This is a genomic window from Streptomyces sp. NBC_01506 (assembly GCF_045040295.1).
Lineage (GTDB): Bacteria > Actinomycetota > Actinomycetes > Streptomycetales > Streptomycetaceae > Streptomyces.
Genome location: NZ_CP109422.1, coordinates 5,588,694 through 5,611,789, shown reverse-complemented (window position 1 = coordinate 5,611,789; position 23,096 = coordinate 5,588,694). Strand labels below are relative to the sequence as shown.

The following is a 23,096-nucleotide window of genomic DNA, read 5'->3' as shown; positions in this document are numbered from 1 at the left end:
GCCATGAGTAAGGACGCTCTCGGCCCGATGGAGTCGACGTCGCTGGCCGACCAGGCCTACCGGCGGCTGCGCGACGCCATCCAGGCCGGCACCCTGCGGCCGGGCGAGAAGATCACCGAGCGCGATCTCGCCGGCCGTCTCGGCGTCAGCCCCACCCCGATCCGGGAGGCGCTGCGCCAGCTCGTCCACGACCGGGTGGTCGAGCGCGTCGGACCGCGCTCGCTGCGGATCGCGGACCACTCGGCGAGCGCCCGCTCGGAGATCGTGGAGGCCGAGATCCGGCTGTCCGCGCTCATGGCCCGCCTCGCGGCCCGCAACGCCACCGCCGCCCAGCTCACCGAACTCGTCAAGATCCTCGACCGGGGGGACCGGTTGGTCGGGGAGATCGAGCGGAGCGTGGCGGATCAGGGACTCGCCGCCGCGACACCGGAGCAGTTGACCGCCGTGTTCCGGGTGATGCGCGAGTTCCATCATCACGTCGAGGGCTGCGTCACCAATCCCGTACTGGAAGGGCTCCTGGAACAGGCCCGCGCCTTCAGTGACGAGGAGCGGCTGGACCTCACCATGAGGCTGGTCCCCGAGCGGGCCGAGGCGTTCCGGCGCCGCTATCACGAACACCGCGAGATCCTGGACGCCCTGCTCGAACGGGACGAGGAGCGCGCCGAGCGGTTGGCGATGCGGCACCACCGCGAAGCGCTCGCCCAACTGTCCGCCGGCTGAGCCCACTTCGGCCAGGTCCGCCTTGGCCGGGTCCGCCTCGGCCGAGTCCGCCTCGGCCGAGTCCGCCTCGGCCGAGTCCGCTTCATCCGCCCACCGGTGGCGGGTAGCCATCACCCCATTGCTATAGCATATGGCACAGGAGCCGCCATGCAGCAGCCCGAGCCCGACAACGCAGCCCTGCCCTCAGCACCCCGGCGGATGAACGGCGGCACCGTGCTGTGGGTGACACTCGCCGTCTTCGCCCAGGAGTCGGTCTGGAACTTCTACGACGCCCAAGTCCCCGCCCAGTTGCGCACGTACCTCACCTCCGCCGGACTGGTCGGCCTGCTCATGGGTATGGACAACGCCCTGGGCGTACTGGTCCAGCCGTGGACGGGCTACTTCTCCGACCGTCTCGTCGGCGGGCGCCGGGGCCGCTGGCCGATCATCCTCATCGGCGCGTGCGCGGCGACCGTGCCGTTCGCCCTGATCCCGTGGGCGGGCAGTCTCCCCGCACTCATCGCGTGCGTCGTCTGCTTCGCCCTGATCGCCAACGCGTTCAAGGGCGTCACCGAGACCCTGGTGTCCGACTACGTCGAGGCGGGCGACCGGGGGAAGGCACAGGGGTTCATCAAGGCCGGTGTCAGCCTCACCATCGTCGTGTCCTCCCTGGTCAGTCTGCTGGTGGTCGACCGCAGTCTGACGATCGCCTTCGCCATACCCCCGGTCCTGATGCTCCTCATGCTCGGTCTGTCCTGGACCTTCCTCGGACGCCACCACAGCCGGACCGCCCTGCCCATGCACACCCTGCCCGCGCACACCGCGCACACCGCGCCCGCGCCCGCGCACACCGGCACCCGACGCGAGTTCTCCTCACCCTGGGCCGTCGTCAAGGACCTTGTCGGTGATCCGACAGGGGCGCGCATGCTCCTGATGCTCGGCATCTTCTGCTTCGCCGGCATGTGGTCCGCGCTGCGCTCGCTGATGACCCCGTACGGCGGCGAAGTCCTCGGCCTCAGCCGTGGGCAGGCCGGCGGAATCGCCCTGCCCGGTGCCATCGCCTTCCTGATAGCCGTGGTGCCGATCGCGTACGCCTCCCGCCGTCTCGGCCAAGTGCGGGCCATCCGCTACGGCGTGGCCCTGTTCGTCGTCGGACTGCTGCTCGGCTTCGCCGCGCCCACCCCGTTCATGACGGTGGTGTCGATGGTGCTGACCTCGATCGGTTACGCGGTGTTCGCCGTCAACGCGCTGGTGGCGCTCTGGAATCTCGCCCCGCACGACGGTGTCCTCGGTACGTACACGGGCCTCTACACGGTCGCCTCCGCCTCCGGGATGGCGCTCGGTCCCGCCCTGCTCGGCTTCACCGTCGATCTGACCGGCTGGCGCTTCATGTTCTTCAACGCGGCGGTCTTCGGCGCGCTCACGTTCGCCGTCTTCACCCGCCTCGCGCGCCGCGCCACCGACCACCCCAGCGACCACCCCACTGACCATCCCACCGACAAGACCCCCGACCCGGCCCCCGACCAAGCCGCCGACTCGGCCCCCGCTTAACGAAAGAAAAAACTTCATGGAATTCCGCATCCTCGCCCCCACCGGGGCTCTCGGCGCCGGCTTCGACGCGGAGGCGTTCTGGCGCGGCGTCGCCGCCCGCCCCGACGTCATCGCCTGTGACGCCGGGTCCACCGACAGCGGCCCCGCCGCGCTCGGTTCCGGCATCCCCAAGCTCTCCGCCCAGGCCGTCACCCGCGATCTGCGCCTCATGCTCAGGGCCCGCGACGAACTCGGCGTACCGCTGATCATCGGTTCCTGCGGCACCAGCGGCCGGGACGTCGGCGTCGACCGGGTGGCCGGGCTCGTACGCGCCGTGGCGGCCGAGGAGAACCTGCGCCTCACGCTCGGTCTGATCTACGCCGACCAGCCGGCCGACCGTCTTCGGGCCCTGTACGACGAGGGCCGCGTCCGCGCCCTGCCCAACGCCCCGGCCATCGACCGCGATCTGTTCGCCGCCGGTCACACGGTGGCGATGATGGGCGTCGAGCCCATCCAGGAGGCCCTGTCGGCGGGCTGCCAGGTCATCCTCGCCGGGCGGGCCAGCGACACCGCCCTGTTCGCGGCCCTGCCTCATCTGCGCGGCGCCGACCCCGGTCTGACCTGGCACATGGCCAAGACCGTGGAATGCGGCGCCGCCTGCGCGATCCCGCCCTCCGCCAACGGACTGCTTGTCCATCTGCGCGAGGACCACTTCGACGTGACCACCCTGGCCACGGGCAGCCGTCTCACCCCGCGCTCGGTCGCGGCCCACACCCTGTACGAGAACGCCGACCCGTTCCACATCCTGGAGCCCTCCGGCACCCTGGACACAACAGACGCCACCTACACGGCCGTTGACGAGCGGACCGTACGGGTCGCCGGCGCCCGCTATCTGCCCGCCGAGGGATACACCAACAAGCTCGAAGGCGCCCAACTCGTCGGCTACCAGACCGTCATCATCGGCGGCGTCCGCGACAAGGTCGTCATCGAACGCCTCCCCGACCTGCTCCCGCTCGCGAAGAAGTACTTCGAGGCGAAGATCCTCGACGTCTTCGACGGCACGGTCGACCCGGCGGCCGTCGACATCGACTACCGCCTGTACGGGGCCGGAGCCGTACTCGCGGGCGGCGAACCCGCCCCCCTGCACCCGCAGGAAGTCGGAGTGCTGATCACCGTCACGGCGCCGGACCAGTCAACTGCCCACGCCGTGGCGACCTTTGTCGCGCACGCCTCCTCGCATCTGCCGATCCCCGAGTACGACGGACTGGTCTCCACCCTCGCCTACCCCTACTCGCCACCGGAGTTGGACCGCGGCCCCCTCTACCGCTTCACCCTCAATCACGTGGTCACCGGCGTCAGCCCCACCGAACTTTTCCGCACCACCATCGAGGAGCTGTAAGCACATGGCCACCCTGCTCGACTACTGCTCCCTGGTCCGCTCAAAGAACGCCGGACCCTTCACCCTCACCTTCGACTTCATGTGCCACGACGAGCGCACGTACCGGGCCCTCGTCGACACGCGGGTCCTGACCCCCGGACTCTTCGCGGGTCTCTTCGGCACCGACGAGAAGCGGATCCTCGTCGTCAACCACCCCCGCGCGCTCGCCGTCAAGGTCTCCCTCCCCCGCCCCACCGTCCAGGGCGACCTGCGCGACAGCGACTGCTACGGCGGCCAGCAGTACGCCCCGCTGATGACTCTGGAGCTGCCCGAACTGCCCGAGCCGCCCGAGCTGCCCGAGCCGCCCACCTGACCGGCCGGGCGTCGCTTCGTCGCCCTCACGCACCGTCCGGGGCTTCGATGCCCAGGGTGTGGCTGAAGATGTTCTTCGGGTCCCAGGTGGCCTTGACCCTTTGCAGACGTGGGTAGTTGCCCTTGTAGTAGAGGGTCGACCAGGGGACGCCCGAGGTGTTGACGGCGGGGTCCGCCATGTCGTCGTCCGGGTAGTTGATGTAGGCCCCGTCGCGCGGATCCGGCACACCCCGCGTGCCGGCGTAGATCTCGCGGTAGAGCCTTCGGAGCCAGTCGACGTAGCGGCCGTCCAGAGTGGGATCGGCCCACGCCGCCGTGTACTGGATCCGCATCACGGCGTCGCGATGCGGGAAGGCGGTCGCGTCGGTGGCCACGGTGTTGATCCGGCCGCCGTAACTGGCGAAGCCGACCGAGCCGAAAAGCAGGTCCGGGGCTGACGCCCGCTTCACGGCGCGCGGGCGAAATGAGTCCGGACACCGGCGGGCGCGGACCGTGGTCGCGCGCCCCAGCAGAATCGGTGTCGCGCCTGCGGCGACGGACAGTGACGCGATCGGACAGCGATGCGAATGGACAACGACAACGATGCGACAACAGTGATGGGAACTGCTACTGCGCCACGGACCCCAGTACCTGGACAGCAAGCCACTCACCCGCGATCGCCGAACACGACGTCAGCACTCGACACTCGCCCGGCCGCCACGGCATCGATCACAGCTTCTCTCGTCAACTTGTTCCACGAACAGTGAATTTCGGCCATACGTCGCGCGTATCCTCGCGGTTGCGCACGAGGACGCCGGGGTAATGTGCGGCAAGCAGGGGCGTGTCCCCCAGGCTCCTCACGAGGCTCCCGGCGGACGGCGCATCCACCTCGGGAAGGGACGTGCATGACCATCGACCGGCGCGGCCAGGGCGGTCTTCCGGCCGCTTTCATGGCCTCGGAAACCTCTTCCTTCCTGGACTTCCTGTCGGCACAGGCCCCGGATCTGCTGCCCGCCAATCGACGCCTGCCCGCCCTCCAGGGCCCGTTCGAGGCGCCGCACGGCACCACGATCGTGGCGGTCGAGTACGCGGACGGTGTGCTGCTGGCCGGGGACCGGCGGGTCACGATGGGCAACGTCATCGCCAACCGTGAGTACGAGAAAGTCTTCCCGGCCGACGAACACTCCGCCATCGGCATCGCCGGCACCGCGGGGCTCGCGGTGGAGCTGGTCAGGCTGTTCCAGTTGGAGCTGGAGCACTACGAGAAGATCGAGGGCACGGCCCTTTCCCTGGACGGCAAGGCGAACCGCCTCACCACGATGGTGCGGGGCAGCCTCGCCATGGCCATGCAGGGCCTCGCGGTGGTTCCGCTTTTCGCGGGTTACGACCTGGACAAGGGCGTGGGCCGCATCTACTCGTACGACGTCACGGGCGGCCGGACGAAGGAGAGCGGGTTCACCTCCATCGGCTCCGGTTCGGTCTTCGCCCGGGGCTCCCTGAAGAAGCTCTACCGGGACGGCATGTCGCAGCGCGAGGTCGTCACCGTGGCCGTACAGGCGCTGTACGACGCGGCGGACGACGACTCCGCCACGGGCGGTCCCGACCTGACCCGGCGGCTGTTCCCGCTCATCGCGCTCGTCACCGAAGAGGGCTATCAGCGGGTCCCCGACAGCGAAGTGGCCGAAATTGCTCAGTCGGTGGTCGACCAACGCTTCCAGATCCCCAACGGCCCGCAGGCGCCTCTCCTCTAACGGGTTCTAACGACTGCCCCACGGCGGCGCGAGATCCGTATCGCGCGTTACGGATAGCCGAACTACGCCGGGACCGACACCGGGCTGCCGGGTGCGGGGCACCGGGCTGCCGGGTGCCGGGTGCCGGGTGCCGGGTGGTGCGGCGGCTCGCAGCGCCGGTCAGTTCAGCCGACGTGCGCGAGTTCCAGGAACTCGTGCAGGTCGTAAGCGGCTTGCAGCGCGCACACGCCGCTCACCGCGACGAGTACGCCCGCAGCCAGCAGGAGATGGGCCGGGCTGTGCGGGGCGGGTTCGAGCAGCGCGGCGACCCGCCGGGGTACGACACCGGGGCCCGGCCCCCGGCCGCGGACACGCCCGAGGACACCGAGCGCGGCGTCGGGCAGGCGCCGGGCGCGGGTGCGGGTGCGTTTGCCGGCCACGGCGGCTCTGGCCACGGTTTCGGCGACGGCGCGGCGATCGCCGGTGCGCCGGGCGGCGTCCTCGTCGGCCCATCGCTCGACGGTGAACGCGACCGCCGTGGCCAGCGGCCGTAGCAGCGGGTTGGCGGCGGCGGACATCTGCGCGAGCGTGACGAACGCGTAGTGGTGGTGGTTCAGATGCGCCTTCTCGTGGGCCAGGATGATGTCGTGGCCGGCGGGGTCGAGTGCGTCGAGCATGCCGTGCGAGATCACGATGCGGCCGGGCAGGCCGGGCACCGTATAGGCGTCGGCGCTCCGGTCGTCGGTGACGACGACGGCGTCCGCCCCCGGCAGACATGCCGCGTCGAGTGCCGCCGACCACAGCGCCCCGGCCCGGCGTGCGGTGAAGCGGATGGTGGCCGAAGCCGCGAGGACCAGGAGAATCGCCCCCGCCACGGCCGCCGGCCAGGCTGCCGGATCCTCGTGGGCGATCACCTCCGGTGAGTAGCCCTTGAGACTGGAGACCAGCGGGACGCGTACCAGCCCCGCCAGTGCGAGCAGCCCCAGAACGACCGTGCTGGACATGGCGAGCACCAGTCCGGCGACGGTCAGCAGCCAGGTCGCCAGCCGCGGTTCCAGCCGGCGGGCCAGCGGGCCGGCGCTCACCGCGGCCAGCACGGGAAGCAGCAACGGCAGGTAGAGGGCCAGACGCATCGGTACGCGTCCCGCTACTCGTCGCTGCCGAGCAGGCGGCGCAGCAGGTCCTCGTCCGCGTCGGACAGATCGTCGACGAAACGGGTCAGGACCGAGGCGCGGTCGTTGCCGCCCTCCATCACCTGGTGCATCTGTCTGGCGGTCAGTCCCGACTCGTCGGTGACGGGGGTGTAGGCGTAGCCACGGCCCTGCGGTGTGCGGTTCAGCACACCACGGCTGTGCAGCCTGGCGAGCGTGGTGGACACGGTGGTGTGCGCGAGCGGGGTGGCCAGGCGTACGGCCACGTCCGCGGGCGTCAGGGCAGCGTCCGCGGCGTGCAGCAGAGCGAGGATCTCGGCCTCCAGCGCCCCGTTGGCCCGGCGTCCGCCGCCGCCGAGGCCGCCGACGCCGGCGCCCGGTGTCTGTGGCTCAGCGCCCACAGCCTGTCTCCTGCCTTCGTGGTCTACAGTCAGCAGTAGCTTCTATTCACGAATAGAAGCTACTGTGTCCGCCTGCCCCCGGCGGCCCCTGCTCACAGGATGCCTGATGTTCTCCTCGACCGGCCACAGCCCTCCTCGACGCACCATCGGGCAGCGCCGAACGGCTACTCGCGCCGTCATCCCCGCCGTCACCCCCGCCGTCACCCCACCCCCACCCCCGTCCCCGGACGAAAGGCGGCGCCCGTGAGTGCCATCAGCGTCGGCCAGGCCGCGATCCTCGGAGTGGTGGAGGGAGTGACGGAGTTCCTGCCCGTCTCCTCCACGGGCCATCTGAAGATCACGGAAGGGCTGATGCACATCCCGGTGGACGACCCGTCCGTCGTCGCGTTCACCGCGGTGATCCAGGTGGGGGCCATCGCCGCCGTTCTCCTCTACTTCGCCAAGGACATCGGCCGCATCATGGGTGCCTGGGGGCGCGGGCTGCGGCACCGGGACGAGCGTGCTCACCACGACTACAAATTCGCCTGGTGGGTCATCTACGCGACCATTCCCGTCGTCGTCGTGGGGCTGGCCGCCAAGCCCCTGATCGACGGCCCTCTCGGCTCGCTCTGGGTCGTCGCCGGTTCGCTCGTCGTCGGCAGCGGCCTGATGTGGGCCGCCGACCAGGTGGGCCGGCACCGGCGCGGCGAGGACGACACGACCCTCAAGGACGCCATGCTCGTGGGCTCCTCGCAGATCCTGGCTCTCCTCTTCCCCGGTTTCTCGCGGTCCGGCGCCACCATGTCCACCGGGCTCATCCTCGATCTGGACCGCGTCGCCGCCACCCGGCTCTCCTTCTTCCTCGGCATCCCGGCCCTGACCGGCGCGGGCGTGTACGAACTCAAGGACGCCGTCGGGGCCGGTACGGACACCGCCCCGCTGATCGTGGGCACGGCGGTGTCGTTCGCCGTCGCGTACGCCTCCATCGCCTGGCTGCTGAAGTTCATCGCCCGGCACAGCTTCAACGTGTTCGTCGTCTACCGGGTCGTCGTCGGTGTGCTCCTGTTCGCCCTGCTGGCGACCGGAACCCTTACCGCCTGACCCTCTCCCTCTCGCCCGCCTGACCCGCTCGCCCCGCCTGACCCGCTCGCCCCGCCCGCGCACAGGAGCATGACCATGAACCTGGCCCTCGGCCCGCAGTGGCTCGACCCCGACCATCTGATCTCGACGTTCGGCCTGATCGGCATCCTCGTCATCGTCTTCGCCGAATCCGGTCTCCTGATCGGTTTCTTCCTGCCCGGAGACTCCCTGCTGTTCACCACCGGACTTCTCGTCGCGGGGCACAAGTACCTCACCCAACCCCTGTGGCTGGTCTGCCTGCTCATCGTCCTGGCCGCCGTCCTGGGCGACCAGACCGGCTATCTCATCGGCCGAAAAGCAGGGCCCGCCCTTTTCCGGCGACCGAATTCGCGTCTGTTCAAACAGGAGAATGTGGAGAAGGCCAACGAGTTCTTCGAGAAGTACGGCCCGCGCTCGATCGTCCTGGCCCGCTTCGTTCCGATCGTGCGCACCTTCACACCGGTCATCGCCGGGGTCAGCGCCATGCACTACCGCACCTTTGTCGTGTTCAACGTCATCGGCGGAACGCTCTGGGGAGTGGGCGTCACCGTGCTCGGTTACTTCCTCGGCCAGATCGAGTTCGTCAAGGCGAACATCGAACTCATCCTGATCGGCATCGTCGTGGTGTCGGTGCTGCCGATCGCCTTCGAGTACGTCCGTGCCCGGCGTACACGAAGGCGATGACCGCGTCGTTCGGATCGGGCCGATCAGCCCGCGGTGGCGGGAAGCGCGGCGACTTCCCGGCGGCCGAGCGAGTGCGTGTAGCGGCGCAGGAGCAGGACGGCGGTGGTGGCGAGGCCGGTGAGCAGGCCGAGCCAGATGCCGAGGGTGTCGAGTCCGAAGGTGTGGGCGAGGAGCCAGGAGGCGGGCAGTCCGACGGCCCAGTAGCCGATGAGGGTGATACGGAAGCCGCTCCTGGTGTCGTCGAGACCGCGCAGCAGGCCGACGCCGATGTTCTGGGCGCAGTCGAAGAACTGGAGGATGGCGGTGACGACGAGGAGTTGGGTGGCGATGGCGAGGGCCCGGTCGGAGCCGGTGTCGAGGAACGGGGCGAGGATCAGGCGCGGAATGGTCACGTAGAGGACGCCGACGACGGCCATGACGGCGGCGGCGCAGGCCAGCGCGGTGTTCTTGATACGGCGGGCGGCGTCGAGGTCACCGAGGGCGAGTTCGCGGCTGACGTTGATGGACGCGGCGTGCGAGAGGCCCACGGCGACCTGGAAGACGATGTAGACGAGCTGGTTGACGGCGGTGTGCGCGGCGAGTGCGTCGGGGCCGAAGGAGCCCGCCATGAGGGCGGTGAGGGAGAAGAAGCCGGCCTCGGAGCCGTACGTCGCCGCGATCGGTATGCCGAGGCCGACCAGGCGCTTGACGACCTGCGGATCGGCCTTGGCGATGTTCAGGCTGAGCAGGGGCGCGAGTTCCTTGTCCCTCTTCGCCGAGAGGTAGAGGGCCGCGCAGGTCAGCAGGTAGACGGTGGAGGTGGCGGTACCGATGCCGAGCAGACCGAGCTCGGGCAGTCCGAAGGTGCCGTGGATGAGCACCCAGTTCAGGCCGGCGTTGACGGCGACCGAGGCGATGGTGATCCGCAGGAGGGCTTGCGGGCGGCGCATGCCGACGGTGAACTGCCGCAGCGCCTGGAACCACAGGCAGGGCAGCAGCCCGGGGGCGAGGACGTAGAGCAGGGTCCGTGCGAGGTCGACGACGGCCGGGTCCTGGCCCAGCCAGGGCAGTGCCTGGCCGATGAGGATCATCAGGACGGCGCCGACGACGCCCGCGAGGGTGGCCACGGCGAGAGCGGCCCGGACGATGGCCCGTACGTCGTCGTCCGGGCCGGTGGTGGTCTCCTTGGCCGCCCGCTGCTCGGCGCGGGCCGCGGCGGCGGCCGTCTGGTTGCCGACGGAGGTCACGAGCCCGACGCCCATGGTGCGTACCTGGTTGAAGATCACGATCGCCAGGCCGCCGGCGGCGAGTTCGGTGGTGCCGAGCAGACCCATCATCACCGTGTCGGTGGTGGTCAGGGCGACCTGGGCGAGCTGGGTGAGGACCAGGGGTACGGCGAGAACGCCGAGGGCCCGGCTGTCGCGCAGCAGGGTGGACGGCATGGGTCTGTCGGCTTCCGCGGGGTTCGGTGAGGAGCGCATCGATCTCCTGCTCGGTCAGGGCGACCATAGTGCCGCCCGGGTGCGGGGCGGACAGGCGGGTCGGTCGTCCGCCGCCCACGGATGTGTCGTCGATCACTCCTTTGACAGCTACGCGCTGCCGCGTAATCTCACCTCCCCACGCCGGTAGGCGAGTTGAGGACCCTTCGAAAGCGGCGGCCCGCCTTGATGCCTACGCCGGGCGGGTTGTGAAAGCGCGGAAAATTAGGATAGGTAAACCTAAGTAAATTCTCTGCTTCCGGAAACGAGGACGACGTGGGCGTCACCAGACGACAGTTGCTGTGGGCCGGAGCCGGGATCGGTGCGGCCGGTACGCTCGCGGCCTGCGGTGGTGGATCGGACGGCTCGAAGGGCGGCGGCGCCTCCGGTGCCTCCCAACAACCCCGCAGCGGCGGCACGTTGAAGGTCGGCGCGCTGGGCAAGGCGTCCTCGGTCACCCGTGACCCGCACGGCACGCAGTCCAACGAGAGCGACTACCTGATCCTCAGCCTCGTCCACGACACCCTGACGGTGCCCGGCGACAAGACCAACACCGCGCCGAGGCTCGCCGCGAGCTGGACGTCCTCCGAAGACCTCAAGACCTGGCGTTTCGTCATAGCCGACGGCGCGAAGTTCCACGACGGCACCCCGGTCACCGCCGAGGACGTCGTCTGGTCGCTGAAACGGCTGCGGGCCACCCCCGCCGGCGCCTCCCGCCTGCCGGGCATCAAGCCCGAGGGCATCACCGCCGATGACGCCAGGACGGTGGTCCTGGTCTCCGACTACGCCAACGCCGAACTGCCGCTGCTCACCCGGCTGACCACCTTCGTACTGAAGAAGGACACCAAGGACGACCAGCTCGCCGACGCACCGGGCACCGGCCCCTTCACACTCGACTGGTTCCGCGACGGCAACGCCCGTCTGGTCCGCAACGACGACTGGTACGGCGGCAAGGTGCTGCTGGACGCCATCGAGGTACTCATCTTCGAGAGCCCGCAGGCGATGTCGAACGCCCTGCTGGCCGGCCAGATCGACGTCGCCTCCAACGTGGGCGCCGTCGCGGCCCGTACCGCCGAGAACCGCGAGGACATCCAGATCCTGCGCAGGCCCAACGACATGGCGATGCCCATCGTCATGCGCACCGCCGACGGCCCGTTCGCGGACGAGCGGGTACGCGAGGCCCTGCGGCTCGCGGTGGACCGCGACGCCATGGTCAAGCAGGTCCTGTCCGGCTACGGCACCGTCGCCAACGACATCCTGGGGACCGGCGACCCGAAGTTCGCCAAGGACATCCCGCAGCGCGGGCGCGACCTCGCCAAGGCCAAGGAACTGCTCGCCGAGGCCGGGTTCGACACAGCCAAGACGTACGACCTGCTCACCAGCGAGGACATCTCCGGTCTCGCGGAGTCCGCGACGCTGTTCGCCACCCAGGTCCGCGAAGCCGGGGTGAAGATCAAGGTCGTGAAGCAGGACTCGAAGGTCTTCTGGGACGACACCTGGCTCAAGGCACCGCTGTACACCTCGTACTGGGGCACCAACGACTCCGTGATCTTCTTCGCCTCCAAGACCATGGTCTCCGAGGCCGGGCAGAACGAGGCGGGCTGGCAGGAGCCCACGTTCGACGCGGCCTACCGCGAGGCGATCGGGCACGCCGAGGAGTCCGGGCGGAGCGAGGCGCTGCACCGGTTGCAGGAGATCGAGTTCGCCAAGTCCGGGTATCTGCTGTGGGGCATGGCCGACGGCATCGACCTCGCGGGGACCGCCGTACGCGATCTGCCCAAGCTGCCCGGTTACGGTCGCGTCCAGCTTGAGAAGACCTGGCTGGCCCGTTGATCCCGGCCGCCGCCGACGACGACGACGTTACGAAGGACCGCTCCGGCCCGCCCGGTCCGCCTCGCCCGGCCCGCCCGGCCCGCCCTGTCCCCCGCCCGGCCCGCGTCGTCTCCGGCGCGGGCCGGGCCGCCCGGCTCGTGGTCCGCCGGCTGGGCATGCTCGCTCTGCTGCCCGCCGCGGTCTTCGCCGCGATCGAACTCCTGCCGGGCGACGCGGCCGACGCCACCTCCGAACGCGGCGAGAGCGCGGCCGACATGGCGCTGCGGCGGGCGGCGCTCGGTCTCGACCGGCCGGTGGCGGAACGGTTCTGGGACTGGATCAGCGGCCTGCCCACCGGCGACCTCGGCACCACCGCACACGGGCAGCCCGTCACCTCGGTGCTGTCCGGGCCCTTCCCGAACACCCTGCTGCTGGGCTCCCTCGCCCTCGCGCTGAGCATCATCGGGGCGCTCGCGCTGGGCAGTTGGGCCGCCCTGCGCCCCGGCGGCCGGGTGGACCGGGCCGTCGCCACCACCTCGACGGCCGCCTTCGCCCTGCCCGAATTCGTGGTCTCCGTCGCCCTGTTGCTGGTGTTCTCCCAGTGGGCCGGCTGGCTCCCGGCCGTCACCCTCACCGGCCCCGACGGCGCGCCCGCCTCATGGAACATGCTGGTGCTGCCCCTGCTGGCACTCGCGATCCCCCAGATCGGCTGGAACACCCGGATCGTACGAGGGGCGCTCGCCGACCAGGCCGGCCTCCCGCACGTCCAGGCCGCGATCATCGACGGCCTGCCCCGCCACCGCGTCCTCACCCACCACATGCTGCCCGGCGCCCTGCCCGCCGTCGCGGTCTCCACCGCCACCTCCGCGGGCATGCTGGTGGGCGGGGCGGTCGTCGTGGAGACCCTGTTCAACTACCCCGGCGTCGGAGCGGTCCTCGCCGGCGCCATCGCCGACCGGGACACCCCGCTGGTCGCCGGAGTCGTCGTCGCCACCGGCGCGGCGATCAGCACCCTTCTGCTCCTGGCCGACTTCGTACGCGAGCGCATCCTGGGAACGGACCGATGACCGCCACACCTCTGACAGCACGTCAGAAACCGTCCAGAGCAAGGGTGTTGTCCCGCGCACTGCCCGCACTGCTACTCCTTGTCCTCGCGCTGGCCGGCCCCCTGCTGGCACCCCACGCCATCGACCGGCCCCTGACCGCCCCGTACGGCCCGGCGGACGAGACCGCCGCGCTCGGCGGGGACCTGCTCGGCCGCGACGTACTGAGCCGGCTGCTGTCCGGCGGCGCCCCCCTGATCGCCACAGCCCTGGCCGTCGCCCTGGCCGTCACGGCCGCCGCCACCGCGCTCGGCATCCTCGCCGCACTGCGCCCGCGCCTCGGCCGCTGGGTCGAACGCGCCGCGGATCTCGCCATCCTGCTGCCGTCCGTCCTGGGCATCATGCTCATCGCCCTGGCCTGGCCCTCCGGCGGTCGCCTCGCCGTCGGGCTGGCCGCGACCGTCCTCGGCGTCCCGTACGCCGTACGGGTCGTGGCAGCCGCCGCCGCGCCCATCGCCGCCGCCGGGTACGTCGAAACCGCCTCCGCCGGGGGCGAACGGCTCTGGTACCTGATGGCCCGCGAAGTGCTGCCCAACCTCCGCTCCACACTGCTCGCGCTGTTCGGGCTGCGTTTCGTCGAAGGCGTCTACATCGTCTCCGTCGCCGCCTTCCTCCAACTCGGGCCCCAGCCCCCCGAAGCGGACTGGGCCCTGATGATCCGCGAGAACGCCCCCGGCATCCTGCTCAACCCCTGGGCCGTCGCCGCACCCTGTCTGGCCATCGGCCTGCTCGCCATCAGCGTCAACCTCGCCGCCGAAGCACTCGCGCCCGCCCGGCCCACCCCGGAGACACCCCTGTGAGCCACACCGCCGCAGCCGCCCGCGCCACCGCGCTGACCATCACGCTCCCCGACGGCACCCCCCTGCTCGACCACGCCACCCTCACCCTCGAACGAGGCCGCGTCCACGCCATCACCGGCCCCTCCGGCGCGGGCAAGACGACCCTGCTGCGCACGCTCGTCGGCGCCGTACCACCGGGCGCGGCCGTCACCGCCGGAACCGTCACCGTCCTCGGGCACGACATCCTCGCCCTGGCCCCCGAACGCCTGCGCCGTCTTCGCCGCGAAAACCTCGCCTACCTCGGCCAGGACCCCGCCTCCGGCCTCAACCCCCGGATGAGGACCGGCCGCCTGATCACCGAGACAGCCGCGGACAAATCCCGTACGGCCCTGCTCGGCCTCCTCGAACAGGTCCGGCTCCCCACCGACGAACAACTGGAACGCCGCCGCCCCGCCGCCCTGTCCGGCGGCCAGCAACGCCGCGTCGCCCTGGCCCGCGCCCTCGCCCGCCGCCCCGACATCCTGCTCCTCGACGAGCCCACCGCCGGACTCGACGCGGCGCTGCGCGACGAGATCGCCGACCTCCTGCGCGCCCTCGCGGACCACCAGGGAATCGCGATCGCGCTCGCCAGCCACGACCCGGAGTTCGTGGCCCGCTGCGCCGACGACACCCTCGCCCTCACCCTCGGCCCGGCCACCCCCCGTACACCCGCCCAGGAGGACTCCGCCCCCCACCCGCGCCACCAAGTCCGCGCGGGCGGCGCTGCTTTGACCGCGCGTTCCCTCACCGCCCACGTCGGAACAGGCTCCGGCCGCCGCCAGGTGCTCGCGGACCTCGACCTCGACATACGCCCCGGCGCCCTGACCGCGGTCGTCGGCCCCTCGGGCTGCGGCAAGACCACACTGGTGCACACCCTCGTGGGGCTCCACCCACCCACCGGCGGAACCCTCACCCTGCACGGCAGCCCACTCACCGCCACCCACCGGCACCGCACCCGCGACCAGCGCCGCCGCATCCAACTGGTCCCCCAGAACCCACTCGGCGCCCTCAACCCCGCCCGCACGGTGGGCGCCACCCTCAGCCGCCCCCTGAAACTCCACCTCGCCCTGCCCACCGCCCACCGGACGGCCCGGGTCGCGGAACTCCTGACCGCCGTCAACCTCCCCGCGGACTTCGCCACCCGCTACCCCCACGAACTCTCCGGCGGCCAGCGCCAACGGGTCTCCATCGCCCGCGCCCTGGCCGCCGAACCCGACGTCCTGCTGTGCGACGAAGTCACCTCCGCCCTCGACACGGACACCGCAGCCGACGTCATGGCACTGCTGCGGGACCTACGGACGACCCATGGCCTGGCCGTCGTCCTGGTCACCCACGACCTCACCCTCGTCGCACACCACGCCGACGACATCCTCACGCTCGAAGCCCACGACGGAACGGCCCGATCCACGTAACGCCCAGAATCGACCAAACACCCAGGTCATCACCACCCCACGGAACGAGCCAAGCCCGAGCATCACCCCGGCGACCACCTCGGGACGCCGAATCCGCTACGCTGTTTCAGGTCCAACCTGGGACTTCGCCCGCCTCCGTAGCTCAGGGGATAGAGCACCGCTCTCCTAAAGCGGGTGCCGCAGGTTCGAATCCTGCCGGGGGCACAGTAAAACGCCTGGTCAGAGGCCCTTCCGTCCTTCGGGCGGGAGGGCCTTCGTACTCGCGGCACACATATGGCACACATGGGGCTGCGGGCAGAGATGGGGAGCTGTGCGACATGCCCCCAAGCCGACCAAGGTGTCCGCTCAAGGGCTCTGGATCACCTCGACCACGCGGTGCTGCATCAGTGCACCCTGTACTCCGCGACAGCACCGGCCGCTCTCTACGTGGCCGGCATCCTCACCGACCCGCGTACCGCTGTGCCCGTCGGCGCAACACCCCGCACCATTCCGGGTCCGTTGCGCGCGGAACTGCTGGACTGGCTGGACTCGGCCGCCAACGAGGTCACCGACGAGGTCACCGACGAGGTCACCGACGAAGCCGAAGCGACCAGCCGACACTATGGATTCCCGCCCGAGGACTACCCGCCGTTCGTCCAGATCCGTGAAATCCGCCCCGCGATCTTCGCTGCGGTCTCCGACTGTCTCAACGACCCCGATCCGCATGTACGCGAAGCGGCCATCGCCGCCTGCATCCCCCTCCTCGGCGACCCACGCCTGTTCAATCATCGGAGAGACCTGGCGCCACTGCTGCGCAAGACTCTGGCCGTGAGTGCACGGTGGACCGTGAGGCCAGGGAATCCCGGCCGAAGGATTGGTGAGACATTCGCCGTAGGACGGGTACCGAGGAACTCACGGACTGCCGGACTGTGTGACGCTGTCCGCGAGTTGGCCCACGACGTTCAGGACGCCCTGGCCAAAGCTCGTCGGGGCGATCAGCACGCCGAACACCATCACGATAAGCACGGTCAGCTTCTCGTCCCTCCGGCTTCGGGACTGTGTACGCCGACGCAGTCGCAGAACGATGACGACAGCCAGCAGAAGAGCCACGTTGATCGTCAGAATCACCCGGTCAGTCCTCCCATCAGGTATGAACGGCCTGTCTTTCGGTGTCGCCCGAACTGGGCGACGCAGTGGTCCAGTTACCAGTGGCTGACGACAGAGCTCTCGTCTGAGGGCTTGGTCTCCGCAGGATCCGGATACGGGGCCCGCGGGTACCCCGTCGCACCCGTTCCCCTGTTCCACGGGGTCACGACAGGGCCGTCGGGCGGCGTGGCGGCGGGATGCGGTCCAGCAGATCCCACAGCGGCCGAGACCCTGCGGCCCACTCGCCAAGTACGCGGCGGTCGACGAGATGGATACGGTGCTCTCTGCCCCAGGGGACGGCCTTCGACGAGAAGCGGCCGTTGGTGAGCACGACCGCGATATCCGCCCCGTGGATCTGCCGTGCGGTGCCATTGACCTGCTGCAGCACACCGACGCCGACTGCCGACCCGTGGTCCCCGTCTCGGCGGTGCTTGCACTGGATGGCCCAGACCCGGCCGACCGGGTCGGTCGCCCGTACGTCGCAAGCGTTGTCGCCGGCACCGCCAAGCTGCTCGGCTTCGCAACCGTCCCGGCGCATCAGGTCCCGTATGGCGAACTCGAACGCACGGTGATCCAGCGAGTCAAGCTCGGCGATGCGCAACCGCAGGGCCCGGGCGCGTACGCGTTCCCACTCGGCGCGCTGCCGCGCCTGCTGGAGCCAGAGGCCGGCCGCGCCGGCGGCGATCAAGACGGCGAAGATGAGAACCCACCAGTGCGCGAGGAGCCATTGCACGACGGCGGCGACCAGGCCGACCGCCACGACTGCGGCCACCAGCAGGGCAACCTGCTCGTCCTGCTTCCTGGAACGGCGGACCGGACGACGCCGATACCTGCGCCGTACCGGGCGGCGGCTCATCGGACCCCGCCCAACGCAACAGGAGCGGTAGAAGCGGTGCCGCCCCGAACGTGCACCTTCACCTGTGCCGCCATGAAGTAACTCCCCTTTTGTTCCCTGTCGTTGGCGTATCGCCAGAAGGTTGTATGAGAGCACGCGCCACTGACACCAGGTATGCAAATGATCACTGAAAGTAATAGCTTTCCGGTCAGCCCAACGCGGCGCACAGGCACCCGCGCGTCGGCGAGCAGCGCGTTTCATAACTCGACCGATGGGCTTCAGCCGTTTCGCGCTATCCCTGAGTCGGTCATGTGGCTTGCTGGGTTGCGGACGATGGCCGCGACGATGCCTGGTGGCTCATCGGCTCTCGGCTGCGTTGCCTCCGCTTCTTCTGGGATTCGCGTGCCTGGTTTGTTGCTAGCGTCGTTCCGTCGCCAAGGAGGTCCAGTGCCGTCTTCTCTGTCCGCTACACCCCACGTCGACCTGCGAGTTGAGCCGGTCGATGACGTACTCAACGAGGTTGAGCGTGGCTTCCAGACTTCGCTGGATCGGGGGACGCTGGTACGTAAACGGCGCTCGCTCGGTGCGCGTACGGACCGTGGTACGTGGGTGCGGATCGAGCGGCGCCGTTTCGAGAAGATCGGTGGCCAGGGCTGGAACGGAATCGAATGCGCTGCCCTGCTGGATGGGGTGGCCAAGCCCCGGTGGCACCGGGGCACGGCTTGGCGTGAGCCCGATGACGCCGTGATGTGGCGGGCCGACGAGATGGACCTCCTGCCAGGAGCGCCGATCGGCAGCAGCGTTCTTGCCGCCGACCCCGACCTGCCGGACGACTGGTGGCAGGCGCTGAACGCGTCGCTGGACGCACTGGCCGTCCAGCACACGAGGCGCGTGGCCACCCCGGACACCGTCACAATCACCCAGAGCGGTGTTACGGAGGCGATCCAGCGGTTCCTTCGCGTCGGCGCCGACACGGCGTTGCGCCAGTGGCGGCCGGCACACGCCGACCTCAACTGGGCGAACCTGACCGGACCGCGGTTCTGTCTGTTCGACTGGGAGGACTGGGGCATGGCCCCTCAAGGTCTGGACGCGGCCTCGCTGTGGGGGAACTCGCTCGCCGTCCCGGCGTTGGCCGAGCGCGTCCGCCACGAACGGCGCCACGACCTGGAGAGCCGGGACGGCAAGCTGATGACCTTGTTCGTCTGCGCGAAGATCCTGGCCCCGGACGCTCACCCCGAGGACCCTCGCCTCGAACCGGCACGCGACATGGCGGCACGAGTCGCGGACGACCTTCAGAGGGGCTGACGGCCTGCCCGTTGGCGGAGGAGCCGCCGGTACATACGGACGTTCCCGATGTCAGCCTCGTACCGCAGGGCATCGATCAGTTCACGCAGGTGGGACGGGTTATCCGTACCGACGGCGACCCTTCCCACTCTCGGTAGCCAGTACGCGGCGCGGAACGCGGACTGTAGGGACGAGAGGGCGTCATCAGACTCCTGGATGAACACCTGTGGGTCGAGATTGCCCCACAGCGGGTCTGTGGCCCTGCCGCCGAACGGGCTCATAGCCCACAGTTGGTCCGTGCCGAGGTCCCATCGGGCTGCCAGGGATTCGGACGCTTCCAGGACCTCGATCCCTGCGAGGAGGCCCCCGCGGACCATGAGCACATCGGGCCTGGGCGTGGTGCCGACCGCCAGTTCAGGCAGCCGGCGGGGATCCCAGGAGGAGATGCCCCAGGCTCCGCACAACCCCGCTGCCGCGGCTGCCTCCAGGGCCGCGCACGCCATGTGCAGGGCATCCTGCTCGGCGTCCGGCGAGCCGGTGAGAGAGCGCTCGGGGTTGTGCAGGAATACCAGGTCCGGCGCGCGGCCCAGGTCGCGGTTCGTCTGCTCCATGGCTTCCCTGAGTCGGCCGGGGTCGAGGGAGTGCTCGGCCTGTCCGGCGGCCGGGAAGAAGCCGACCTTGGTGGAGAGCGTGAAGCGGGGAAGGAGATCGCTTGCGACCTCCGAAAGGGCGGAGTGGGCCGAGAAACCACGGTAGTTGAAGCTGGTGTCGATCGCGTCGATACCGAGTTCCAGCGCGCTGGTCAGGATCCGGCGCTCGTAACGAGATCGGTGTAGCCCAAGAACAATTCGGGGGTCAGACTCGCGCACAGCTCCTCCTCCACCAGGATCTTCGCCAGTGCCTCCACCTCGGCGCCCAGCGCGTGGGCGGCCTCGTCCAGTTGGACGGGGTGGCCGCTCAGGAGCATGCGGAGCCCCGGCAGTGCCCTGGCCGCGAACGTGAGCTTCTTGCCGGCTGCCACCACGACAACGGTCTCCCCGACCTCGCTGATCAGGGGTGGGAACTCGCTGACACACGCCACGGCCCTTAGAGGACCGAAGATCTCCAGGAAGGGAACGTGCCTGCCGGGAGAAGCATCCTGCTCGCGCAGCATGAGGAACTCCGCCGGGTCGCGGGCGTCGACGAGGTGAAATGCCTCGGTGGCCAGCAGCGAGCGCTGGGCCTGTTGTTCGTCGGGGCTGCCCCATCGGTCAAGGTCGTGGCGGAACACCTCCTCCTGGCGGGACCAGTCGGCGAGCCAGGTCAGCCAGCTCACCCCGGTGCGCTTGGCGAAGCCGAAGGTCACATGGGTGCTGTGGCCGCCGCCCTGGCCCACGCGGGTGGCCGCGTGCCAGTAGCCGCGGGGGATGTGCATCACGTCGCCGGCCTTCATGGTGCCGGTCCACACGATCTCTTCGCTGGGTGTGTTGTTCCGCTCGGCATCTCGGAACATGGGCACGGGCCGGGAGGTACCGCGTACCTCCCACTGCTTCTCGCCGGCCAACTGCACGATGAGGACGTCGTGGTCGTCCCAGTGCAGGTCGAAGCCGGACGCGTCGTTCGTGGTCAGGTAGACGTTCGCCTGGACGTGCTCCCGGGACCACCACTGCATTGCCCGGCAGGCCGCCTCCATCGTGGGATCGAAGACGTTCGACTGGTCCAGAACCAGCGTCGCGCCCTCGCGCAGCAGGCTGCCCAAACGGCGCATGTCCACCATCGGAATCGCCTGCCCCCGGGGTGTGACCTGACGGTCGAGGTACGCGTCCGGGTGCAGTTCCTCACCACCTTTGAAGAAACGGAACTGGGGGTTGGCGAGGCTCCGGCGCATGACCATGTCGAGCACGCGCGGAGGCGTGAGCAGCCGTGCCAGGACCTCGGGGTCCTTGATGCTTCCCCGGACGAACGCCTTACCGAGCGGGCTTGGACCATCCCACCCAAGTGCCTCTTCGACGGCACGAACCAATCGATGCTCCATGAGCTGTTCCCTTCCTTGTGCCGGATCGGATGTGGGAGGCGGAGGGACCGCGTGCGCGTGGTCCCTCCGCCAGAGAACTGGCGGCTACGCCGCGTGGTTCAGCCCGTCACCCCCGGGCCAGGGGCCGTCACCCGAGCCGCCCTGCCCCGGGTCGGAGGCGTTGCTGTCGTGGCGGTCGTGGACGCTCGCGAGGACTTCCACGGCGACCACCAGGCCCTCCTCGACGGAGGGTGTCTTGTCTCCCACTTCGTACTCCTTCCTCTACCTATCTCCCGCCGGTGTGGCGGGGAGTCCGTGGCGTGCGGAGGTGCTGGTACTGCGGTCGGGGGCCGCGGCTCAAGTGGTGTACGCACGGCGGCGGGAATGATGAGCCGGCTCATCGTCGTGTCGGAGGCGGCGCTCAGCGACGGCGCAGGAATCGGCCTGGCGCCCGGTGCCTGCCTCCGCGTCGTCCGGCGGACGACCCCGATTCGGAGGGACCAGCGGGTTGCGACGACCGAGTCGGCTCATCGTGGAGAAGGATGGATTGCCAGACCTGGTCGTGCAGTTCCCGGATGCAGGGGCCGCAGGCGTACATGGCAGCCGGGGCACCGGCCACGCTCACGGGACCGATCCACAGGACACGGGTCCATTCCTGGCCGCAGTAGAGCCAGCAGTATCCGTCTACCCACCTGTTGCCGTCGTCGGTGTCCGCGGGTGCCGGCAGGCCACCTCGGGCGAATGCGGCGATCCCAGGTATCAACCGGGGCGTCAGGGTCAGTTCAACATGCACGGGTCGGCCCTCAAGGTCATTCGCCCTGGACGGCCATCCGGGCCTGCCCCTTCTTATGGGCGTCGGCAAAAAGGAGGGTGGGCTCGGCCAGGATGTCGCGACCGGATTCGCTCTTGTAGATCTCGTCGACGCTGCCGAACCGGGCTTTCGCATAGTCGAGGTCGAGCAGAGGCGCTGCCTGCCGGATTGATGCCTCGTCGGGTCCTTCGATCTCGATGAACGTGGGGAGGTCCGGCCAGGTGTCGAAGTCGAAGGCGACCTCGCCCAGGCGCCACTCCTCGCGGTAGTTCTCCTGGTAGCGGACCTCGCGCAGGCCGATCGTACGGAGGATCTCGGCCATGGCGTGCAGATCCGAGACCTCGGTCTCGACCTCGGTGGTGCCGTCGATGGTGGTGGGGTCGGTGACCTGCTTCAACGTGAGCGTGGATCGAGTGGCCTCGTCCCTCAGACGGATCCAGGCGCCACCGTCAAGGGCGTCGTTCTCGAAGATTTTGCGGGTGAGGAGGGTACGCGGGAACGCTCGGATTGCGCCGAGGGCAGTCAGCCTGGCCTGGAGGTCGGCTACGTCGACGGCGAGGAACTTCGCCTCGTACTCGTGCTTCATGTGTCCTTCCTCCCTGTGTCTCTAGGAGGGGGTGCACGCACGGGCGGCAAGGAAAAGGCCCATGCGGTGGGTATGGTCCTGCAATTGCCCGACGTGGGCCCGCTCGGCGAACTCGTCTGTCCGCAGGGTGAGCAGGACGTCCCAGTCCCCCATGAAGTAGCGCCGGAGCCTCTCAGGCGACGTGTAGTGCTCAACCATGTGATGGCGCAGCTCGATGGGCATCATGAACTCCGCACCGAACAAACCACCGGGCCGGACCAGGCGCTGCATACGGTCGACGAACTCGCCAAGAGGGCGATGGTGGTTGGCACCGTAATGCCATGAACAGCTCGTCCAGACCGCGTCACTGATTGTGCTCAAGGGCTCGGATACGAGGAAGTCCTCCTCTACAACCTGCACTTGGTCGTTGAGCCCTTCGAGCCTCAGCCGCTCGATCAGCCCCATCGCATGGCCGGTGTTGTCACCCGGAAGTTGGACTTCGCCGCCGTGAAGGGCGATCGGATCGCGTTCGATGGCGACGACGCGATAGCCGGCGGAGACCGGCGGCAGGATGAGCCTGCCGTCGCTCGCGCCGATGACCGTAACGGTGGAGTCAGGCTCTGCGCGCTCCTTCAGAGCGGCGAGGAACTGTGGGAAGAAGGTGAGGGTGTGCCGCCACATGCTCGGTGTCCGCACTGGGCTGCTCTCCTTGGGCGTTGATGGCGAGGATTGGCCAGGCAGAAGGCGAAGTAGCTCTCCACGACGACGGGGGTGCCGACGGACAGGTACCGCTCAATACGGTCAGCCGCACTGAACAAGGCCGAGAGGTAGAAGGACATCCGGGCGTCGACATTCCCCC

At 69.5% G+C, this 23,096-nt stretch carries 23 protein-coding genes, 1 tRNA gene and 1 pseudogene; 13 read left to right on the top strand and 12 right to left on the bottom strand.

Annotated features, from left to right (window positions below):
- Window positions 1-3 precede the first annotated feature (3 nt).
- The 4 genes from OG329_RS24930 (at window position 4) to OG329_RS24915 (ending at window position 3,980) form a co-directional block, all read left to right on the top strand.
- Window positions 4-720: a GntR family transcriptional regulator gene (locus OG329_RS24930; RefSeq protein ID WP_405798211.1), complete on the top strand. Its 717-nt coding sequence runs from the start codon at window positions 4-6 to the stop codon at window positions 718-720.
- 147 nt (window positions 721-867) lie between these two features.
- Entirely contained in the window at window positions 868-2,250 is a 1,383-nt protein-coding gene (locus OG329_RS24925) for an MFS transporter (RefSeq protein WP_405798210.1), read from the top strand.
- A gap of 16 nt (window positions 2,251-2,266) precedes the next feature.
- Window positions 2,267-3,628: an acyclic terpene utilization AtuA family protein gene (locus OG329_RS24920; protein ID WP_405798208.1), complete on the top strand. Its 1,362-nt coding sequence runs from the start codon at window positions 2,267-2,269 to the stop codon at window positions 3,626-3,628.
- A 4-nt stretch (window positions 3,629-3,632) separates the two neighbouring features.
- Entirely contained in the window at window positions 3,633-3,980 is a 348-nt protein-coding gene (locus tag OG329_RS24915; protein ID WP_405798207.1) for a DUF4387 domain-containing protein, read from the top strand.
- A gap of 25 nt (window positions 3,981-4,005) precedes the next feature.
- Here the strand turns inward: OG329_RS24915 and OG329_RS24910 are convergent, their stop codons facing one another.
- Window positions 4,006-4,428, bottom strand: a complete 423-nt coding sequence (locus OG329_RS24910) for a BBE domain-containing protein (protein ID WP_405798205.1) — start codon at window positions 4,426-4,428, stop codon at window positions 4,006-4,008.
- 435 nt (window positions 4,429-4,863) lie between these two features.
- Between OG329_RS24910 and prcB the strand changes: the two genes are divergently transcribed.
- Window positions 4,864-5,709, top strand: coding sequence for a proteasome subunit beta (gene prcB, locus OG329_RS24905; protein WP_405798203.1), 846 nt, complete (start codon window positions 4,864-4,866; stop codon window positions 5,707-5,709).
- A 164-nt stretch (window positions 5,710-5,873) separates the two neighbouring features.
- Here the strand turns inward: prcB and OG329_RS24900 are convergent, their stop codons facing one another.
- On the bottom strand, window positions 5,874-6,821 hold the full coding sequence (locus OG329_RS24900) for a M56 family metallopeptidase (RefSeq protein ID WP_405798202.1): 948 nt from the start codon (window positions 6,819-6,821) through the stop codon (window positions 5,874-5,876).
- 14 nt (window positions 6,822-6,835) lie between these two features.
- On the bottom strand, window positions 6,836-7,240 hold the full coding sequence (locus OG329_RS24895) for a BlaI/MecI/CopY family transcriptional regulator (RefSeq protein ID WP_405798201.1): 405 nt from the start codon (window positions 7,238-7,240) through the stop codon (window positions 6,836-6,838).
- Window positions 7,241-7,483: 243 nt separating this feature from the next.
- On the opposite strand from OG329_RS24895, the gene OG329_RS24890 reads away from it, so the two are divergent.
- A complete protein-coding gene (locus OG329_RS24890) occupies window positions 7,484-8,320 on the top strand; it encodes an undecaprenyl-diphosphate phosphatase (RefSeq protein ID WP_405798200.1) in 837 nt (278 codons plus the stop codon).
- A gap of 75 nt (window positions 8,321-8,395) precedes the next feature.
- Window positions 8,396-9,019 (top strand): annotated as a pseudogene (locus OG329_RS24885) (DedA family protein); the annotation flags it as partial.
- 26 nt (window positions 9,020-9,045) lie between these two features.
- Here OG329_RS24885 and OG329_RS24880 read toward each other — a convergent pair.
- Window positions 9,046-10,443: an MATE family efflux transporter gene (locus OG329_RS24880; RefSeq protein WP_405798199.1), complete on the bottom strand. Its 1,398-nt coding sequence runs from the start codon at window positions 10,441-10,443 to the stop codon at window positions 9,046-9,048.
- Between the two features lie 312 nt (window positions 10,444-10,755).
- Here OG329_RS24880 and OG329_RS24875 point away from each other — a divergent pair, with 312 nt between their 5' ends.
- From OG329_RS24875 to OG329_RS24855, 5 genes are all read left to right on the top strand, one after another.
- Window positions 10,756-12,312 carry an ABC transporter substrate-binding protein gene (locus OG329_RS24875; RefSeq protein ID WP_405798198.1) on the top strand — a complete coding sequence of 519 codons (1,557 nt, stop codon included), beginning with the start codon at window positions 10,756-10,758 and terminating at the stop codon, window positions 12,310-12,312.
- Complete coding sequence (locus OG329_RS24870) at window positions 12,309-13,358, top strand: ABC transporter permease (RefSeq protein WP_405798196.1); 1,050 nt, start codon at window positions 12,309-12,311, stop codon at window positions 13,356-13,358. The genes OG329_RS24875 and OG329_RS24870 overlap by 4 nt, the downstream gene beginning before the upstream one ends.
- A complete protein-coding gene (locus tag OG329_RS24865) occupies window positions 13,355-14,194 on the top strand; it encodes an ABC transporter permease subunit (RefSeq protein ID WP_405798194.1) in 840 nt (279 codons plus the stop codon). The genes OG329_RS24870 and OG329_RS24865 overlap by 4 nt, the downstream gene beginning before the upstream one ends.
- The gene (locus OG329_RS24860; protein WP_405798192.1) at window positions 14,191-15,624 is read left to right on the top strand and encodes an ABC transporter ATP-binding protein; all 1,434 of its coding nucleotides are present in this window, start codon (window positions 14,191-14,193) and stop codon (window positions 15,622-15,624) included. Before OG329_RS24865 ends, OG329_RS24860 begins: the two co-directional genes overlap by 4 nt.
- Before the next feature lie 131 nt (window positions 15,625-15,755).
- Window positions 15,756-15,828: transfer RNA gene (locus tag OG329_RS24855), tRNA-Arg, on the top strand.
- A 141-nt stretch (window positions 15,829-15,969) separates the two neighbouring features.
- On the opposite strand, the gene OG329_RS24850 is transcribed toward OG329_RS24855, so the two are convergent.
- From OG329_RS24850 to OG329_RS24840, 3 genes are all read right to left on the bottom strand, one after another.
- Entirely contained in the window at window positions 15,970-16,392 is a 423-nt protein-coding gene (locus tag OG329_RS24850) for a hypothetical protein (RefSeq protein ID WP_405798191.1), read from the bottom strand.
- Window positions 16,393-16,515: 123 nt separating this feature from the next.
- On the bottom strand, window positions 16,516-16,731 hold the full coding sequence (locus OG329_RS24845; protein WP_405798189.1) for a hypothetical protein: 216 nt from the start codon (window positions 16,729-16,731) through the stop codon (window positions 16,516-16,518).
- A gap of 181 nt (window positions 16,732-16,912) precedes the next feature.
- Entirely contained in the window at window positions 16,913-17,521 is a 609-nt protein-coding gene (locus OG329_RS24840) for a restriction endonuclease (RefSeq protein WP_405798187.1), read from the bottom strand.
- Window positions 17,522-18,031: 510 nt separating this feature from the next.
- Between OG329_RS24840 and OG329_RS24835 the strand changes: the two genes are divergently transcribed.
- A complete protein-coding gene (locus tag OG329_RS24835; RefSeq protein WP_405798185.1) occupies window positions 18,032-18,889 on the top strand; it encodes a hypothetical protein in 858 nt (285 codons plus the stop codon).
- On the opposite strand, the gene OG329_RS24830 is transcribed toward OG329_RS24835, so the two are convergent.
- From OG329_RS24830 to OG329_RS24810, 5 genes are all read right to left on the bottom strand, one after another.
- Window positions 18,877-19,737 (bottom strand): aldo/keto reductase, encoded by an 861-nt coding sequence (locus tag OG329_RS24830; RefSeq protein ID WP_405798183.1) that lies wholly within the window; start codon window positions 19,735-19,737, stop codon window positions 18,877-18,879. The two genes, OG329_RS24835 and OG329_RS24830, sit on opposite strands and share 13 nt — an antisense overlap.
- Window positions 19,671-20,882: a JmjC domain-containing protein gene (locus OG329_RS24825; RefSeq protein ID WP_405798181.1), complete on the bottom strand. Its 1,212-nt coding sequence runs from the start codon at window positions 20,880-20,882 to the stop codon at window positions 19,671-19,673. The genes OG329_RS24830 and OG329_RS24825 overlap by 67 nt, the downstream gene beginning before the upstream one ends.
- Window positions 20,883-20,966: 84 nt before the next feature.
- Entirely contained in the window at window positions 20,967-21,128 is a 162-nt protein-coding gene (locus OG329_RS24820) for a hypothetical protein (protein WP_401366043.1), read from the bottom strand.
- 542 nt (window positions 21,129-21,670) lie between these two features.
- A complete protein-coding gene (locus OG329_RS24815; protein WP_405798179.1) occupies window positions 21,671-22,258 on the bottom strand; it encodes a class IV adenylate cyclase in 588 nt (195 codons plus the stop codon).
- A 21-nt stretch (window positions 22,259-22,279) separates the two neighbouring features.
- The gene (locus tag OG329_RS24810) at window positions 22,280-22,933 is read right to left on the bottom strand and encodes an SAM-dependent methyltransferase (RefSeq protein ID WP_405798178.1); all 654 of its coding nucleotides are present in this window, start codon (window positions 22,931-22,933) and stop codon (window positions 22,280-22,282) included.
- Window positions 22,934-23,096: the final 163 nt, after the last annotated feature.

Coding starts and splice junctions, on each gene's coding strand:
- OG329_RS24930 (WP_405798211.1), top strand. CDS start 4: ATGAGTAAGGACGCTCTCGGCCCGATGGAGTCGACGTCGCTGGCCGAC.
- OG329_RS24925 (WP_405798210.1), top strand. CDS start 868: ATGCAGCAGCCCGAGCCCGACAACGCAGCCCTGCCCTCAGCACCCCGG.
- OG329_RS24920 (WP_405798208.1), top strand. CDS start 2,267: ATGGAATTCCGCATCCTCGCCCCCACCGGGGCTCTCGGCGCCGGCTTC.
- OG329_RS24915 (WP_405798207.1), top strand. CDS start 3,633: ATGGCCACCCTGCTCGACTACTGCTCCCTGGTCCGCTCAAAGAACGCC.
- prcB (WP_405798203.1), top strand. CDS start 4,864: ATGACCATCGACCGGCGCGGCCAGGGCGGTCTTCCGGCCGCTTTCATG.
- OG329_RS24900 (WP_405798202.1), bottom strand. CDS start 6,821: ATGCGTCTGGCCCTCTACCTGCCGTTGCTGCTTCCCGTGCTGGCCGCG.
- OG329_RS24880 (WP_405798199.1), bottom strand. CDS start 10,443: ATGCCGTCCACCCTGCTGCGCGACAGCCGGGCCCTCGGCGTTCTCGCC.
- OG329_RS24865 (WP_405798194.1), top strand. CDS start 13,355: ATGACCGCCACACCTCTGACAGCACGTCAGAAACCGTCCAGAGCAAGG.
- OG329_RS24850 (WP_405798191.1), bottom strand. CDS start 16,392: ATGATTGAACAGGCGTGGGTCGCCGAGGAGGGGGATGCAGGCGGCGAT.
- OG329_RS24825 (WP_405798181.1), bottom strand. CDS start 20,882: ATGGAGCATCGATTGGTTCGTGCCGTCGAAGAGGCACTTGGGTGGGAT.
- OG329_RS24815 (WP_405798179.1), bottom strand. CDS start 22,258: ATGAAGCACGAGTACGAGGCGAAGTTCCTCGCCGTCGACGTAGCCGAC.